The organism is Collinsella sp. UBA1693 (assembly GCF_002320115.1).
Taxonomy (GTDB): domain Bacteria; phylum Actinomycetota; class Coriobacteriia; order Coriobacteriales; family Coriobacteriaceae; genus Collinsella; species Collinsella tanakaei.
On record NZ_DCJT01000012.1, the window covers coordinates 83823 to 101174 of the forward strand.

A 17352-nucleotide genomic window follows, 5' to 3' on the forward strand; every position below is an offset into this window, starting at 1 on the left:
CGCGCCCGCACACTGTCTGACAACGACGGTGTGCGGGCGCTTTTTTCTTCCGCCCGATATTGAGAGGCGGTCCGGCCATGGACGGAGAACAGAATGCGGCGCAGGCACAAGCCAAAGGCGGCAAGAACCAGCAAACGAATGTGGAGCCCGCAGAAGGCCTGCAGGGCGCGGCCATGCAAGAAAACGAGGGCGCCGAGGCAGCAAAGAACGCCGATGCAGCCGAGAAGCTGCGCGCCGAAATGGGCGCCCTGCGAGAGGCGGGCGACGCCCGGCGCGTCGAGTTCGAGCTGATGCTCGCCGGTGCGTGCAACGCGACCGCTGCCCACGCGCTTCTTGGCGAGTACGACGGCGACGCGGGGAAGCTCAAAGCCTCCGATCCCTGGCCATTTCGAGGGTGCGGCCGCGCAGTCGGGCGCGGTACCAAGGAGACCATGATTCCCAAAATCGAGGCCACGGGACTGAGGACTACGCACTCGTCATTACTACATGGTAACCCCCATCCCTGCCACAACGGGAAATTCCGACGCCCCCTTGACAGTGAAGGCATATCAACCACACCCGCAAACATCCAGATGAACACCAGCCGGCTTCTACCACCCCTTTCAAATCAAAAGATATAATCTCGATTCAAACAGGCGCCACAGCAAACGACTCACTTTGAGGAGGTAATTCATGACGCGCAGGAACTGGACTATCAAAGAGACACGGGCGGCGTTTGCACTCTACCTGCTTCTTGAACCCTCCCAGATTGATAAACAAAACCCGGACATCATAACGTTGGCCAAAGCCCTAGATAGGACTCCCTCCGCTGTGGCTCTTAAGCTCTGGAACATTGCTGCTAACGACGCCAACCGCGTTGAATCGGGCCGTGCGGGCATGCCGCATGGCAGCAAGCTCGACAAGGAAATCTGGATTGAGTACGACAGCAAAGGAGATGAGCTGGTTAGCGAATCACTCGACCTCCTCGACCAGGCCACCGCTGGTCCCGATAAAAAGCTTGATTCCTTCCGGCCCATCGAACGCAATCTAGAATTAATTCCGGAGGGACAAGAGCGTATCGCCGCTGTAAGGCAGCGAGTCAACCAGCGGTATTTCCGCAATTCCCTACTTAGCGCGTATCACAATAAATGCTGCATAACAGGCATTTCTATACCAAGATTATTGGTGGCTAGCCACATCAAGCCTTGGCATATCTGCAATCCAAAAACAGAGCGCCTTGCTACCGACAACGGCTTGCTTTTAAACGCATTCCATGACCGCGCGTTCGACCAAGGGCTGATCACAATCGACCAACAGTATAAGATTCGCGTTTCCCATACCGTAAAGCACAAGCAAGATCCGCTCGATTGGCTATGGAGCTTCGACGGGGCAGAAATCGACCTACCTTCGGTTAAGAAACCAAAGAAGGAGTTCATCGAATATCACAACGATGTCATTTTTCTAAAGTAGGACCCCTTTCATCCACATACGACAGCTAGCCCTGCTGGAAATACCTCCCAGCAAGCGAATGCTTGATCTAGAACACTTCAACGTGATCTAATGATCAAAGCGAGAGCAGGGAGGTAGCATGTCTAACTACAGAATAGAAACCATCAACTTCGAAGATCTTGAAAACCAGATGACTATACCAACGTATCAACGTCCGTTGGTATGGTCCAAATCTCAAAAGGCTGCTTTCATCGACAATATAAGCAGGGGCTTTCCTTTTGGATCACTGCTTTTATATAAATACGACAACGCCGAACAGTACTCTCTCATTGATGGGCAACAGCGCTTTTCTACACTGCGCGAATATCAGCGTCATCCAGAGGAGTACTTTCCCATTGAATCAAACTCAGCGAAGCAGATTGACTCCTTGATGGCGCTCTCTGGCGCAGCGCAGCAATCGGAAGACGCAAGAACCAAATTAAGGAATCAATTCATCTCCGCAATCAAAGAGATGCTGCACCTACATGCCACCAAGAGGAATCTGCCCGGTTCATATCTAGCTCAACAAATCAAGGAAATCTACCCGGCATGTAGCGATGGCCATATGCTGGAGATTGTTGATATCCAAGTCGAGCTCATTACCGCTCTCGATAAGTATGTCAACCTGTCGACCCTCCAAATCCCCTGCGTGTTCTTCACGGGCGACAAATCGGAGCTGCCCGAGGTATTCGCCAACGTCAACCTTGGCGGAAGAAAGCTGACGAAATACCAGGTTTTCGCTGCCCAATGGAACCGCTATCAAGTCCAGCTGTCACCGGAGCCTTATTCCGATGACATTCTCGAGCGCACTATTTCACGCTATGAAGCGCTCACAGAAGATCGCGACGGCCTTGAGATCGAAGACTTTAGCGCTGAAGAGATGAGGCGCGAGCGCATTGTCACCTTGCCAGAATTCTGCCACGCATTGGGAGAGCTCGTTATCTCGCGATGCCGGGCATGCTGGCCGGATAAGGCTGCCGAGCAAGACGACACCGTAGATACCATTGGCTACAACACGCTTGCGATTGCATTTGGACTCCGCCCGCAGGAAATCGCCGGAAAGAAGGAAGGCCCCCAGGGACTTCCCGACGTCTTCGCAAATGCGGGCTTCGAGGATAACCCTGCTGCCACGGAGCACCTGGTAAAGTGCATGCTTGCTGAATACGATGAGATCAACGGACGCTTCGCCAAGTTCCTGAAAAAACCAGGCAGCAGAGAAGCATACGAGACCTCTAAATCTAGCGGCCAGCTACAATTTCTCTCGTTTTTTGCAGCTCTTTGGTTCGCGCGGTATGGAGCGATTCGCTCAACGGATTTTGAATCGCTGCCGGATTACAAGAAGAAGGGCTACAACGAAACAACCCGTAACCTCTTTAGGTGCTTCATCTTGGATATGCTCACCAATCAATGGAAAGGCTCGGGCGACTCCAGGCTTGGCAACTATATAGACGGGACGTTATCGTATGCGACGAGCGCTGCCTTCTCCAGGGCAAAACTCGAGATTGCAACCCAGTCTTATCTGGATTCAATCGAAAACAACGAGTCGATCAATGTTGACCCCATTGCGAAGACTCTGCTGACCGTCCTTGCAAGCTGTAATCCCCAGGCATATTCCGAGAGCGCCTACGACATTGAGCATCTAATCTCACGCGAGACGCTCCGAAATAAGACGAGCGGACAATACGCGTACAAAACGTACAAGCTCCCTGGTGGCAACCTCGGCAACATCGCTTACCTTTCTAGCGCCGAGAACAGGGCAAAGGGATCAACCACGCTCCCCGCATCCAAGGGAGAACTCTTTACCTTCAACGGAGAAAGGGAGTTTGTTTACAACGGCCAAGACCTGCGTGATGCCGACCTCGACCTTAAGAACGGCAATCCCGCAGCCGCTAAAAAGTTCTTGCATGAACGCGCGCAAATCATGCTGGATAAACTCGTTGAAATCCTCGCCAAAGATTAGGCCAGGAGGCGAGTGAGCATGTCTATAGAAACGTATCAAGGCCTAACGCTATCGTATGAACGAGCCACTTCACTTGTGCCCGGCTCTTACTTGCCGGCGTATCAATGGTTTCTGAGCCACGAGGGAGAAGTTGGACCTCGTCCGTGGAAAGACCATGCCCCCAAAGATATGCCCATCACCCTTGTTGCGCAACGAGGGATACACAAACCGGGCGGGCAAGACTACGCGATTTCGATCACCATCGCGAACCCTACGATATACGGAGCGGATTCCGTCCACCTTCTTGATGACGGCACGTGGATGATCCAATATTGCGAGCACCATCACAATACGGGACGAAAGCCTGGCTCGCCAAGGTACAACCAAGCGCTTATCAATTGCCTTGAGGACGGCGTGCCCGTAGGCGTCTTCTACAAGACCGGCAACGAGTACCAGTGCCTTGGCCTTGCGTTTCTTGAAAGCTACAACAACGTGGCGGGTATCTTCACCCTTCACGGACCCGTCCACAAACTCGATAGCGGTGCCCTCTCCCCCATCTCCGCAAAAGAGATAGAAGATGCCCTTGAAAACGCAGCCAAGCTGCGCGCCGACGTGCTGTTTAACAGCAAAACGCTAGACCTTGACTACCTTGGTTCTTCCCATGAGGGGAAGCGCGACTTCACCTCGCTCAAGAGGGACCTTAAAAATGCCCACGGAGAAACGTTTAAGGCGGATCTTATTGAGGCGTATAACGGCCAATGCGCGATTTCTGGCTACGATGCACTGCCCGCACTCGACGCGACATATCTCAGTTCCTATCTGGGCGCAGCAAGCAATACGCCGTCTGCCGGAATCCTGCTTAGAACGGACCTGGGTGCACTGTACCAACAGTCGCTCATTTCGATTAGGCCTGACACCTATGAGGTCACGGTGAGCGGCGCGCTACGGAATACCGCCTACAACCACTTTGACAGGCGACGAATCTCGTTACCCAGCAACGAGCAGCTCTGGCCATCCAAAGCCAGGCTCGAAGCCCATCACAGCTCGTTTATGCAGCTGAACTGCTAACACGTGGGGCCAACTGCTACAAGAATGCGGTTGGCCCCATCTTCTTTGGCACCTATTCCATGCGCCCAGCGATTACTCGTCCAATCATATGCGGAATGCCTACTACCAGCGCGTTGCCCATGCAGAAGGCGCGCTGGATATCGGTCATGCCCGCGTCCGTCCAGCCCTTGGGGAACCCTTGCAGCTGGTCCAACTCGTCCGGAACCAACCTGCGGTAGCGGCCGTCCCCCGCTTGCACAATATGTTTGCTCCGTGAGGCCGACCCCCCCCCCTCACTTGTGAGGATGGTACGCGCCGGACAGTCAACCGGGTCCGGAAACGCCATCGATCCTTCCGTGTACTGATAGGTAAAGCCGGTCTTCTTGTCCACGCGGGGCTCGCTTTTGCCGCCCTTGAAGTAGCGCCAACGCTCCAGCTTATCCTCGTCCGTAATAAAGAAAGACTCGTCCACTTCCGCATCATCGACCAGCACGTCGCCAAGGGTTTTGTACGTCCCGTTGTACTCGACGTTTAGCCTGCCCGTCATGACCTTGCAGCCCTGCATAACGCCCGCCGTCTCAAAGCGGGAGCGCTTGGCGCCCATACCAAAAGACTCCGAGCACTCATAGGGGTCGGCGGGAATGGTGAAGCCCACGGGATCGACCTCTGGCTTTACGGGCAGCGCTTGGGCCATCACGCCGCGCGTCATACGGTCGGCGAGGTCCCACGCCTCATCCGTCTTTTCCGCGTAGATGTAGACGCGGCGACGCTTTTGGGGAAAGCCGTAGTCCGCGGCGTTCACAACGCGCCACTCGACCGCGTAGCCCAGGGAGGCGAAGCAGGAAAGGATGATGGCGAAGTCCCTACCGCGCTGCGACGCGGGGCTTTTAAGCAGGCGGTCGACGTTTTCGAGCAGCACGTAACGCGGCGTGTTCTTAAGGCGCAAGAACCGGTAGATATCCCACCAGAGCACGCCCTTCTTGCCAACTATGCCACTTGCCTGAGACAGCGGCTTTGCCACCGAGTAGTCCTGGCAGGGGAAGCCGCCGACCACCATGTCGACGTCCGGGATGTCTATGGTGCCCGCCTCGTAGGCGTCTAGCACCTTGTTGATGTCCTCATTGATGAGGGAATCCTCGCCAAAGCGCTCGCGATAGCACTTGGCGGCGAACTGGCGCGTTGGGGTTCCCGGTGGCTCCCATTGGTTGGCCCAGATGGTTTTGAAGGGACCTGCGGACGGCATGGCGAACTGCGGATGCGCGGGGTCGCTATAGCCCTCCAGACCCAGGCGGAAGCCTCCAACGCCGGCGAAAAGCTCGGCCACTCGAATGACGTTCTTGGTCACATAACTCCTATCAACTGCAGAGGCGCCTGGCTGCGCGGGCGGGTTGCATGCGCTGGCGCAGTGCGCGGTGGCGCCGGACGCCTCTGAGATCGTTTCCCGCCTTACTCTATCGATCTCTTCGCCTATATAGCGAGCATTGATCCAAAAACACTTTTTTGTTTCTGGCTTGCCCGCCGGCGTGGGTAGAACGTCTGCCTTGTTGCGCCCGTGGGGACGAACGTGGCAGCAGCGGTTCTCGCTGGATTTAACCGACCAGTCCGCGCGGCCCATGGCGACGCGACGGCGCATCTCCTCATAGCAACGTTGCGCTTCTAGCAGGTCTTTATCGGGCATCTGCCAAAAGAGGACTTCCGAAAGCAGATAGCGGCCGCGAGTTTCCTCGTCCTCTTTATAGATGACAAAGAGGTACTTGCTACGCAGGTACTCCCTAAAGTCGCTCTCCTCAAACGGGCGAGCCACCAGGTCGAAGTAATCAAACGTTGGGAAGGAGATCGACTCTTTGGGCACCCCGTCGCGCTTTAGGCGGATGGTCTTGGTCTTGATGCCAGCCTTCTCGAACTCAGCGATCTTGGCGTTCTCGTCAACGCCCAGAATATGCTTGGTGATGAGCGCGCACAGGTTCTTGGGTTTGCGGCGCCCATTATGGAGGTAGCCGCAGTGCTCGCCCAGCTCCTCTTCCGTAAGGCCAAAGTAGGGCTCAAAGCGAGAGCGGACAAGATGTTCAAGGTCGAGGTCGGCCTCCCCCTCTCGCCGCTCGATCGCCTTTGCGTCCAACATGCTGTTGAAGATCGCCGTCATGTACGCCGGCTTGATAGCCCACGCGCGAGGCTTGGCGGGAATGGACGAGAACGGCTGCGGCCTGCGGACCTTGCTGGACGCGGCCTTTGTCGCCGCCTCTAGATAAAACGTATCAGAGCCGGAAAGCTCATGCGCCTTGCCCTGGCGGATCTTTTCGACCACGGTATTCCAGTCGCGGCGGAACACGGGCACGTCCTCTGGCGGAATGCCCCAAAGCTCTACCAGGTCGACAAAGAAGTCCACGGGGTTGAGGTCTTTATCGTATTCATAGGCGATGAGCAGGATCTTGCTGAGCTTCTTTTGGACCGAGCTTGTCTCCCAGGTCTCGTCCACCACGCTCATATAGTTGATCATGCTGATGACCAAGCGCTCCTTGGCGGAGAGCTCGCCGTTCTTTTTACGACGAAGCGGCGTGGTCTTAAGCTCCGTTTCTACCTGGGCGAAATCCGGATCCGCAGAGCTGTTGATGTCATAGTGGAAGTAATACTCTTCGATTGCGTTGCCAAACGAGCCCTTGCGGCGATGCGGGTCATCGATGGCGGCTAGATGGCACGCCGTGCGCAGCGTCTTGCCCTCGAGCTTTTTGGCGTAGCTGTAGATGGAGTCTAGGGAGCTGGCATCGTAGTAGTCCTGGGACCCGTCCATATCCCCTCCCATGAAAGAACGCGTGTTCGATCATGTCATTGTATCGATCGAACGTGTGTACGATCTTGCGATTGGAGGTATTACGGGAAGGATCCGATCTCATAGGCGCCATGGGCCGGCCCGGCAAAGATAACAGCCGGTAGACATACGGCACTAGCGGGATTCCTCGTCCAAAGACGCATGAAAAACGGATCCGAAGCGTTAATGCTCCGGATCCGTTTTGCTTTTAAGAAGCCTGGCAAAGGGCTTTCGCTCTATGCGTAGGCGACGCGATGCTGGCTTGCGGGTGCAGGCGCATGAGCGGAAGGCTTAGTAGCGCTTGCCGCCAAAGCCGCCGCGGCCGCCACGGTCGCCACCGCGGCCGCCGAAGCCACGGTCATCGCGACGGGGACCACGGTCGAAGTCGCGGCGCGGACCGCGATCGTCACGGCCGCCAAAGCCGCCACGGCCACCGCGATCGAAATCACGACGGGGACCGCGATCGTCGCGACGCGGGCCACGGTCATCGCGGCCGCCGAAGCCACCACGACCGCCACGGTCGCCACCGCGGTCGAAGTCGCGGCGCGGACCACGGTCATCGCGACGGGGACCACGGTCGTCACGGCCGCCAAAGCCGCCGCGGCCACCACGGTCGCCACCGCGGCCGCCAAAGCCGCCACGGCCGCCGCGATCGTCATCATTGTCCAGACCCATAGCGGTCAGGGGGTCGATGACCTTGCTCAGCAGGGCGAGCAGCTGCTCGGTCTCCTCGTCGTCAAGGCTGGGAACCAGCTTGTCCTGCTTCTTAGCGAGCACGCCAACGCGGGCGACGGCGTCCTCACCGGTGTAGACAACAACCTTGCGCATATCGGGCTCGTCAGCGGGCTCGACGCGGGCCACGATGTCCGCAGCCTCGGCCTCGGCCAGCAGGGCGTCCAGCTCGCGCAGACGCATGCCCAGCAGGTCGGCCATCTCCTTCTGCTCCATCTTGGGCTTGAGCTCCAGGAGCTTGAGGGCGCGCTTGAGGTCCTCCATGCGGGCGGCACGGGCCTCAGCCTCGCGACCCATCACGGCGCGACGGGCGCGCAGCAGGCGGGCAGCGCGGTTGGCCTTATCAAACAGCTCGTCGTCGGTGTTGGGCTCCTCGGCCTCGGCCTCGGCCTCTGCCTCAACAACCTCTACCTCGGCCTCGACGACGGCCTCAGTCTCGTTCTCGGTCTCGGCGGCAACCTGCTCGCCGACGGTCTCCTCCGCTGCCTCGACAGCGGTCTCAACGGTCTCGATGGTCTCTACGTTCTCGTCCATGGTCTCTACAGTCTCGTTGATCTCAGACATGTTTCCTCCTGCGCTTCCGCGCGTGTTGGGCGGCCTTCCCATTGCGTTCAAATACGTTGCGCCCGCCGTACGGGCTGCGATTGACCCCTCTGCATGCGCGCGGGGCTGCTCTTAGACGTTGCTCTGATGTACTCTGATTGGCCGCTGATTGATAACGGGCACGGCATTCTCCTCGCCGCGCCAGCTTGGGCCTTTCGGCCGCTCATTAGTGTATGCGCGCTGCGGCGAAATCGCATGAAGAAGGCGTGGCTTCACAGCGTATACAGGAACTTGCAGGTTCGCACGCAGGCGCCGGAGGCTCGTACGGTGCCTCTGCCCCTCCTCGTCCAAATGCACCCTCGCCCTCGTCCAAAAACAAAAAACCGCGCCCAGCCGTAAAAGCCGGGCGCGGCTATGTACAAGAAGGGGGCGCCGGTGCCCGCCCCCTTCTGTACGTCTGGGTTAGGCCTGGCGGTAGTGGGCCATGAAGTCCGCGAGGTCCTCCATGCACTCGCGCAGAACGCCCATGCGGGGCAGGTAGACCACGCGGAAGTGGTCGGGCTTGTGCCAGTTGAAGCCCTTGCCCGGCACGATGAGGACGCGCTTCTCATGCAGCAGGTCGAGCGCGAACTGCTCGTCGTTGGTGATGTTGAACTTCTTGACGTCGATCTTGGGGAAGATGTAGAAGGCCGCCTTGGGCTTGACCGCGGTGATGCCCGGGATCTCGTTGAGCGCCTTGTAGACATACTCGCGCTGGTCGTAGATGCGGCCGCCCGGCACCACGTAGCCCTTGACGGACTGGTGCCCGCCCAGCGCCGTCTGCACAATGGACTGCGCCGGCACGTTGGAGCACAGGCGCATGTTGGAGAGCATGTTGATACCCATGATGAAGTCGCGCGCGCAGCGCTTGTTGCCGGAGAGCACCATCCAGCCGATGCGGTAGCCGGCGATCATGTGGCTCTTGGACAGGCCGGAGAACGTGATGCAGAACAGGTCGGGCGCGAGCGAGGCGATGGAGACGTGCTCAAGGTCATCCATGACCAGGCGGTCGTAGATCTCATCGGAGAAGATCATGAGCTGGTGCTTGCGCGCGATCTCGACGATGCCCTCCAGCACCTCGCGCGGGTACAGGGCGCCCGTGGGGTTGTTGGGGTTGATGATGACGATGGCCTTGGTGCGCGGGGTGATCTTGGACTCGATGTCCTTGAGGTCCGGGTACCACTCCGCTTCCTCGTCGCAGATGTAGTGCACGGGCGTGCCGCCGGAGAGCGTGGCGCACGCGGTCCACAGCGGGTAGTCCGGGCTGGGAATCAAGATCTCGTCACCCGTGTCGAGCAGCGCCTGCATGCACAGGTTGATGAGCTCGGACACGCCGTTGCCGGTGTAGATGCTGTCCATGTCCACGTTGGGGATGTGCTTGAGCTGCGCGTACTGCATGATGGCCTTGCGCGCGGAGAACAGGCCCTTGGAGTCGGAATAGCCCTCGCAGTCCGGCAGCTGGTGGCGCATGTCCTGCACCACCTCGTCCGGGGTGCGGAAGCCGAAGGGCGCGGGGTTGCCGATGTTGAGCTTGAGGATGCGAAGGCCCTCCGCCTCCATGCGGCTGGCCTCATCGACCACGGGGCCGCGGACATCGTACAGGACGTTATCGAGCTTGGAGGACTTTTTGAACTCGCGCATGGGGGTGCTCCTTGTGGGTTGCTGTAGGGTGGATTGCGTACGGGTGGCGGGTGGTGCGGTTTGACCTGCGGCCGCTTCGCTTATTGCGGCCTGCTCTACGGTGGCGGGGTTGGATGCGGGGGCTCCGGGCTCTGGAGCTGCGGCTGCTGAGGCAACGGCGACGGACGTGGCACCGCTTGCCGATGCGCCCGCCGGCGGCGATGCCGCGGGGGCCTGTGCCGTAGACGCCGAAGGATCGGCCGCCCGCCCTTCTTGGCCTGCAAGCCATTCCTGGTCCACGCCCAATACTGACGCGATATCGCGCACCACGTCCGCCCGGGGCATCGTCTTACCGCTTACATACTGGCTGACCTGGCTTTTTCCAAGCTTGATGCCCTGCTGCGCCGCGATACGGATAAGGTCCGACTGGCGCATGTCGCGCTGCTCCAAAGCCTGCACCAAGCGATTGCTAAATATGGTATTGGCCACATTGACCTCCAATAGTTCAATTTGAACAGTGCCTTTGTTGTTGGACCTCTTTACTTGGTTCAATTTAGAGGCGAAGTTCAATTTAGTTGGGAGCATAGCACGGTCCGGAATTGAACTCCTTGAGAATTTGGTTCAATTTGCTTTCCACAGATGCGAACGGCGCGCGAGACACCCCGCGCAAGAAGGCGATTCGGTCACCCGCGAAGGACCGGCACGATTTACCCGTGCAGTTCTTAAGGATAATTGCATCGATTTCAGGTTTTGCCCAGTAGACGCCACATACACCGCGCTCCGCCTAAGGTAGAGCGGCTTGGGGGCGCAAGGTATACATTGGGGGTAACGAAAATCGATGCAATTATCCTCAACAAGTGCGCAAGGGTACGCGTCGAAAGACGCACCGATCGTTAGCCGGGCACAGAAAAGCGGACCCCCAAGGGCCCGCCTCCATGCGTTCAGTTGTTAAAGCGAGGCCGGCGGCAGCAAGCACGCACCCGCCGGCGCTGTTGGATGCTAGATCACGTAGTCGATGCCGCGCGGCGAGCAGCGCAAATCCTCGATGGTGACGCTGTCCAGGTAGCCGGTAATCATGCTGTCCAGCTTGGACCACATCCCCACCGTAGGGCAATCTGCCGCGCGCTCGCAACCGCTGCACGTACCATCCAGGCAGGAAACCGGGGCTAAGCTGCCCTCGGTAAGACGCAGGATCTCCCCCGCGCTGTAATCAGACGGGTTGCGCGTAAGACGATAGCCGCCGCCTTTGCCGCGCATACCGGACAACATGCCGTTGCGGACCAAGGTCGCCAAGATGTTTTCCAGATACTTCTCGGAGACGCCCTGGCGCTCCGCGATCTGCTTCAAGGGGATACGCCCCTCGCCCTGATGCTCCGCAAGATCGACCATAACGCGCAGCGCGTAGCGTCCCTTTGTGGATACCAGCATTACTTCCACCTTCCGACGTGATTGGTAGCCTTATCCTAGCAGACCGCTGCGAAAGTGGCGCTCCTATCCGTCGGCGGCGCGGTGGACGTTGCAAAAACCCGGACAAGAGGGGTTTTATTCCAGATGAATGGATAGAGCGAAGTTCACAGATTGCCCACGCGCCGCCCACGGCTAAAAAAGTACCCCTGACAAGGTATTTTTGTTAACATGCGGTCTCATTTGCCGGCGAGCGCTTTCGGATGCTTGACAGGGATATATGTATAAAGTTAACTATCGATGTCGACTATTCCATACTATTCATGTGGGTTATAGGATTTATAGCCAAGTCGCACGATCCGTGCGCGCAGCTACTGCAAGAAGGAGGCTCTCATGAGCAAGGTATACACTTCGATCGACCAGCTTATCGGACACACCCCCCTGCTGGAGATCACCAACATCGAGGCGGCGGACAACCTGGCCGCGCGCGTGCTGGTAAAGCTTGAGTACTTCAACCCCGCGGGTTCCGCCAAGGACCGCATCGCCAAGGCGATGTTGGACGAGGCGGAGCGCACGGGCAAGATCCGTCGCAACGACGGCTACACCATCATCGAACCCACCAGCGGCAACACCGGCGTCGGCCTGTCCAGCGTCGCCGCCGCCCGCGGCTACCGCCTGATCATCACCATGCCCGAGACCATGAGCGTGGAGCGCCGCCAGCTTATGCGCGGCTACGGCGCCGAGCTGGTGCTGACCGAGGGCCCGCTGGGCATGAAGGGCGCTATCGCCAAGGCCGAGGAGCTGGCGCGCGAGACCCCCAAGAGCATGATCGCCGGCCAGTTTGTGAACCCCGCCAACCCCGCCATCCATGAGGCGACCACGGGTCCGGAGATTTGGGAGGACACCGACGGCCAGGTCGATATCCTGGTTGCCGGCGTGGGCACCGGCGGCACCATCACCGGCACCGGCCGCTACCTCAAGAATCAGAACCCGCAGGTAGAGGTTGTTGCCGTTGAGCCCGCCGACTCGCCCGTGCTGTCCGGCGGCAAGCCCGGCCCCCACAAGATCCAGGGCATCGGCGCCGGCTTTGTGCCGGAGGCGCTCGACACGACCATCTACGACAAGATCATGCCCGTGGCTGCAGAGGACGCGTTCGCCGCGGGCCGTCGCCTGGGACATGAGGAGGGCGTGCTGGTTGGCATCTCCTCAGGCGCCGCCCTTCACGCCGCCCTTGAGCTCGCCCGCAAGCCGGAGAACGCCGGCAAGACCATTGTCGCCGTCATGCCCGACACCGGTGAGCGCTACCTGTCCACCCCGCTGTTCAGCGAGTAAACTCAACAGGTACCCTCAACAGGCACCCCGCACGTTTTATGAGAAAGGCCCGTATGACCCTCTCCCCCACCTTGTCCGCAAGCAGCACCGCAACCGACGCGCCTGCCGCGACCAACGCAGCCGCCGCGACCGAAACGCCTACCGCATCCGACGCGCCCGCCACGACCAACGCAACCGCAACGAACGGGACCGGCCGCAAGAAGCGCGTGCTGGTCGCCATGAGCGGTGGCGTCGACTCCAGCGTGACCGCTTACCTGCTGCTTCAGCAGGGATACGAATGCGTTGGCGCCACCATGCGCCTGTACGACGCGGGCTGCGCGGGCCGCGGCGAGGGCCGGGCCTGCAACAACGTGGCGGACATTGAGGACGCGCGTGCCATCGCCCAGCGACTGGGCTTTGAGCACCATGTGATCGACTGCCGCGAAGCCTTTGACCGCGACGTTATCGAGCGCTTTGTCACCGCCTATGAACACGGCCTCACCCCCAACCCCTGCGTGCTGTGCAACCGCATGATGAAGTTTGGCGCGCTGCTGGACTTCGCCGACCAGATGGGATGCGACTACATCGCAACCGGCCACTACGCGCAGGTTGTTCGCGTGGACGAGGACGGCGAGGCCACCGCAAGCGGCGACGGCGTGGGCGCGGCGGAAAACGCGAACGCCGCAAGCAACGGCGGCGGAAGCGGCAACGCCGCAGGCAAGGGCATCTACCTGCTCAAAAAAGGCGTGGATACCTCCAAGGAGCAGAGCTATGTGCTGTACTCGCTCACGCAGGAGCGCCTTGCCCGCACGTTGTTTCCGCTGGGCGGCCTTGTCAAGGAGCGCGACGTGCGCCGCATCGCCCAGGAGCAGGGTTTTGTCAACGCGCAGAAGCGCGACAGCCAGGGCATCTGCTTTGTTCCGGACAACGACTTCGCCACGTTTATAGAGCTGCGCCGCGGGCAGGCGCTACCCGAGGGCGACATTGTCAATGCCGCAGGCGAGGTGCTGGGCCGCCACCACGGCGCCATCCGCTACACCATAGGCCAGCGCAAGGGCTTAGGCGTGGCGCTGGCGCACCCGGTGTTTGTAACGTCCGTGGACCCGCAGGCAAACCGCGTCGTCTTGGGCGAGAGCGAGGACCTGATGTCGCGCGCGCTGGTTGCGGACGATTGGGTTTGGAGCGCACCCGCCAGCCGTATGGAGGCGGCGCTTGATCGCGCGGGCGATACCGGCGTACCCGTGACCGCCAAGGTGCGCTACCACCAGCAAGACCAGCCGGCCCGCCTGATGCGCGGCGATAATCCAGGCAGCTACCGTGTGGTGTTCGACCAGCCGCAGCGCGCGATCGCCCCGGGGCAGGCCGTGGTTGTCTACCATGGCGACGTTGTCCTGGGCGGCGGTACCGCTGTTGCAGCTGAGAAGTAGCCGCAGCTACGACAAAGATGCGGGGCAGCCCTCGTCCAAAAACGCAAAAAGGCGCCGCGAGCGAAAATGTGCTCGCGGCGCCTTTACATGTCGCTATGAAGCGGAAAGCCCGCTTTTAAGGGGATCTACTTCATGATCTGGCGGAACATGCCCATGACGTCGTCATAGGTGGCCTCGCGGGGGTTGCCCGGGAAGCAGGCGTCGGCCATGGCGTCCTTGGTGAGGGTGTCCAGCTCGTCCTCGGTGATGGCCTCGCAGACGGTGGGGATGTTGACGTCGACGGAGAGCTGCTTGACGGCGGCGATAGCGGCGTCGGCAGCCTCATCGGTGCTCATGCCGGCGGTGTCGACGCCCATGGCGACGGCGACCTTAGCCAGGCGCTCGGTCACGACGGGCTTGTTGAACTCCATGGCGATGGGCAGCAGCATGGCGCAGGCGACGCCGTGCGGGGTGTCGAAGTGCGCGGAGAGGGTGTGGGCCATGGAGTGGTCGACGCCCAGGCCGACGTTGGAGAAGCCCATGCCGGCGATGTACTGGGCGAGCGCCATGCCCTCGCGGCCGGATCCGGGCACGCCGCTCTTGGCCTCTGCCACGGCGTCGCGCAGGTTCTTGGAGATGAGCTCGATGGCCTTGAGATGGAACATGTCGCTCATCTCCCAAGCGCCCTTGGTGGTGTAGCCCTCGATGGCGTGGGTGAGCGCGTCCATGCCGGTGCTGGCGGTGAGGCCGGCGGGCATGGTTGCCATCATCTCGGGATCGACCACGGCGACCTCGGGGGCATCGTTGGTGTCGACGCAGACGAACTTGCGGACCTTCTCGACGTCGGTGATGACGTAGTTGATGGTGACCTCCGCGGCGGTGCCGGCGGTGGTGGGCACGGCGATGGTGAACACGGCGTGGTTCTTGGTGGGGGCGACGCCCTCAAGGGAGCGCACGTCGGCGAACTCGGGGTTGGCGATGATGACGCCGATGGCCTTGGCGGTGTCCATGGCGGAGCCGCCGCCGATGGTGACGATGGAATCGGCCTCGGCAGCCTTGAAGGCCTCAACGCCGTCGGTAACGTTCTGGATGGTGGGGTTGGGCTTGATGTCGGAGTAGACGCTGTAGGCGATGCCGGCCTCATCCAGCAGGTCGGTGACCTTGGTGGCGACGCCAAACTTCACCAGATCGGGGTCGGTGCAGACAAAGACCTTCTTGTAGCCGCGGCGCTGCAGCTCGCCGGGGATCTCCTGGATGGCGCCGGCGCCATGATAGGAGATGGTGTTGAGAACGATGCGATTAGCCATGATGTTGCCTCCGTGCATAGATATATAGGGAGCACAGCGCCGTTTGGTGCAGCCGTTTGGTGCAGCCGTTTGGGTGCGCTGCCTTTTGGCTTTGCCGCTGCTTGGCGCAGCTGTGGGCTTGCGACGACTGGGCGCGCTGTGGTCCCGCCAACGTTTTGCATTCTATATCTCTGCGGCACCTTAAATTAGTTCACGGGGCGTGAATCCCGTGAACGTAGCCTGCTGGGCGCTGAACTGCTCTTGGCAGCGGTTAGCGCTTGCTGTGATCGCGGTGGCCGTGGGCGTGGCTGCCGGGGTGCTCGCGGTCGATGAACATCATGCTAAACGCTACAAACAACAGCAGCGTGCAGATGGCAATGGACTGCAGGCCCCAGCGCTCGAGCGACCAGTTGCCCAACACCGCGCCCAGTACAAAGCAGGCGATGACGCCGGCGTAGAGCAGCGCGTTGACAAGGAAGCCGCGCTCATGGTTGAGGATATAATCGTCCACATTTTGAAGAGCGCTGCGCAGGTTGCCTATGCACATGGTGGTGGCGATTCCTCGTCCATGTATTTTGCGGAACGATTCCACCTGCATGCCGCACGCGAACGAGGTGAGGCTGTTTGCCAGCAGGTTGAGATTGGGCCCCATGAACGCCACGCCCAAAAGGATCAGCGCCTCTATGAAGATGGAGACCTGGCGCCAGTGCAGCACGCTGCCCAGACGCGCGTGGATCATATCCGCCAGCATGATGCCCAGCGCGAAAGACACCACGGGAAGCAGGTAGCGTATGGACAGGTCGAGGTTGCCCTGCGACAGATGCACGCCGAACAGCAGGATGTTGCCGGTCTGAGCGTTGGCGAAGACCTGGTCGCGACCCATGTAGGAGTACACGTCCATGAAGCCGCCCACCAGGGAGAGGACGATGCCGAGCTCGATGGACTCGGATATCTGCCGTGCTCGCTCCATTACCTTCGCTTCCTTTGTGACGCCGCGCGGGGCGCCGCCATTGTGGCGTCGTGCGGGACGGCGCCGCCGTTGTTGTACCGCACCATACTACCCCATGCGCACGCGTCTAAGAGAGGGACAAGATTTGTTAACGTCTGTTCTCCTAAAATGGCGCACATGCCCGGCGCACGCCCAACGCATAGCCAGACATGTCCCCCAGCGACGCCCACGGCATGCCCCGGCTCATCCTTCGCGCGCGTAGCTTTAGCCCGCTAGCGTCTAGACAAGGTGCATGCGCGATTCCGGCGACCCATCGAAAGGCCCATTTGTAAGGCCCCGGTAAAGAGAGTTTGGGCAAAGCGTGTCGACGACCTGTATATGGCGTGTCGAAACCGTGTTGTCAAAGAAAAGCGACGGATGTTAGAGATAATACCGTTGACAAGTACAGGTTCATACCTATACTGCCAGTAAGTTATTCAAGAGGCCTCGGCCCAAGCACAAGGAGGTGCAGCCATGGACGTTCCCAGTAGTAGATCCGGCGATGCCGGCTATCGATTGCGCGCATGGCATGCCTCCAACGCGTGCGCTTAAGGTGAGGCCGCGTTAAAGCGAGACCGCAATAAGGATTCCTCGTCCAAAGAAGCTTTGCCCAAAGGACCGCCAAGCTAATAATTCCTGTTCGAAGGCTCCTCGTCCAAAAACGCCTTAATCGAAGCGCGCCGAATTCGAGACACTGTAACGCAATCGATGTGCTGATAGCATCCACCAACTAAATCCGTAGGGTACGCGTGCGTCCGCGAGAT

12 protein-coding genes are annotated in these 17352 nt (G+C 59.8%); 6 read left to right on the forward strand and 6 right to left on the reverse strand.

Annotated elements, in window-relative coordinates; all coding sequences use genetic code 11:
* The first annotated feature begins 77 nt into the window (after positions 1–77).
* The 4 genes from B3H65_RS08750 to B3H65_RS08765 all read left to right on the forward strand — a co-directional run bounded on the left by B3H65_RS08750 (position 78) and on the right by B3H65_RS08765 (position 4474).
* Entirely contained in the window at positions 78–620 is a 543-nt protein-coding gene (locus tag B3H65_RS08750; protein WP_286684935.1) for a hypothetical protein, read from the forward strand.
* A 52-nt stretch (positions 621–672) separates the two neighbouring features.
* On the forward strand, positions 673–1449 hold the full coding sequence (locus tag B3H65_RS08755) for an HNH endonuclease (protein WP_286684936.1): 777 nt from the start codon (positions 673–675) through the stop codon (positions 1447–1449).
* Positions 1450–1567: 118 nt separating this feature from the next.
* On the forward strand, positions 1568–3427 hold the full coding sequence (locus tag B3H65_RS08760; RefSeq protein WP_286684937.1) for a DUF262 domain-containing protein: 1860 nt from the start codon (positions 1568–1570) through the stop codon (positions 3425–3427).
* 168 nt (positions 3428–3595) lie between these two features.
* Entirely contained in the window at positions 3596–4474 is an 879-nt protein-coding gene (locus tag B3H65_RS08765; protein ID WP_286684938.1) for a hypothetical protein, read from the forward strand.
* 52 nt (positions 4475–4526) lie between these two features.
* On the opposite strand, the gene B3H65_RS08770 is transcribed toward B3H65_RS08765, so the two are convergent.
* The 4 genes from B3H65_RS08770 to B3H65_RS08785 form a co-directional block, all read right to left on the reverse strand.
* Positions 4527–7241 carry a Sau3AI family type II restriction endonuclease gene (locus B3H65_RS08770; protein WP_286684939.1) on the reverse strand — a complete coding sequence of 905 codons (2715 nt, stop codon included), beginning with the start codon at positions 7239–7241 and terminating at the stop codon, positions 4527–4529.
* A 309-nt stretch (positions 7242–7550) separates the two neighbouring features.
* Positions 7551–8555 carry a hypothetical protein gene (locus tag B3H65_RS08775; protein WP_286684940.1) on the reverse strand — a complete coding sequence of 335 codons (1005 nt, stop codon included), beginning with the start codon at positions 8553–8555 and terminating at the stop codon, positions 7551–7553.
* Between the two features lie 441 nt (positions 8556–8996).
* Positions 8997–10682 (reverse strand): aminotransferase class I/II-fold pyridoxal phosphate-dependent enzyme, encoded by a 1686-nt coding sequence (locus tag B3H65_RS08780; protein WP_286684941.1) that lies wholly within the window; start codon positions 10680–10682, stop codon positions 8997–8999.
* Positions 10683–11192: 510 nt separating this feature from the next.
* Complete coding sequence (locus tag B3H65_RS08785; RefSeq protein ID WP_009141554.1) at positions 11193–11621, reverse strand: RrF2 family transcriptional regulator; 429 nt, start codon at positions 11619–11621, stop codon at positions 11193–11195.
* A gap of 369 nt (positions 11622–11990) precedes the next feature.
* Between B3H65_RS08785 and cysK the strand changes: the two genes are divergently transcribed.
* Both cysK and B3H65_RS08795 read left to right on the forward strand, forming a co-directional pair.
* Positions 11991–12929: a cysteine synthase A gene (gene cysK, locus B3H65_RS08790; protein WP_286684942.1), complete on the forward strand. Its 939-nt coding sequence runs from the start codon at positions 11991–11993 to the stop codon at positions 12927–12929.
* Between the two features lie 53 nt (positions 12930–12982).
* Positions 12983–14335, forward strand: a complete 1353-nt coding sequence (locus B3H65_RS08795) for an MnmA/TRMU family protein (protein WP_286684943.1) — start codon at positions 12983–12985, stop codon at positions 14333–14335.
* A 125-nt stretch (positions 14336–14460) separates the two neighbouring features.
* Here B3H65_RS08795 and fucO read toward each other — a convergent pair whose 3' ends face one another.
* Both fucO and B3H65_RS08805 read right to left on the reverse strand, forming a co-directional pair.
* Positions 14461–15621: a lactaldehyde reductase gene (gene fucO, locus B3H65_RS08800; protein ID WP_286684944.1), complete on the reverse strand. Its 1161-nt coding sequence runs from the start codon at positions 15619–15621 to the stop codon at positions 14461–14463.
* 250 nt (positions 15622–15871) lie between these two features.
* Positions 15872–16570, reverse strand: coding sequence for a YoaK family protein (locus B3H65_RS08805; protein ID WP_286684945.1), 699 nt, complete (start codon positions 16568–16570; stop codon positions 15872–15874).
* Positions 16571–17352: the final 782 nt, after the last annotated feature.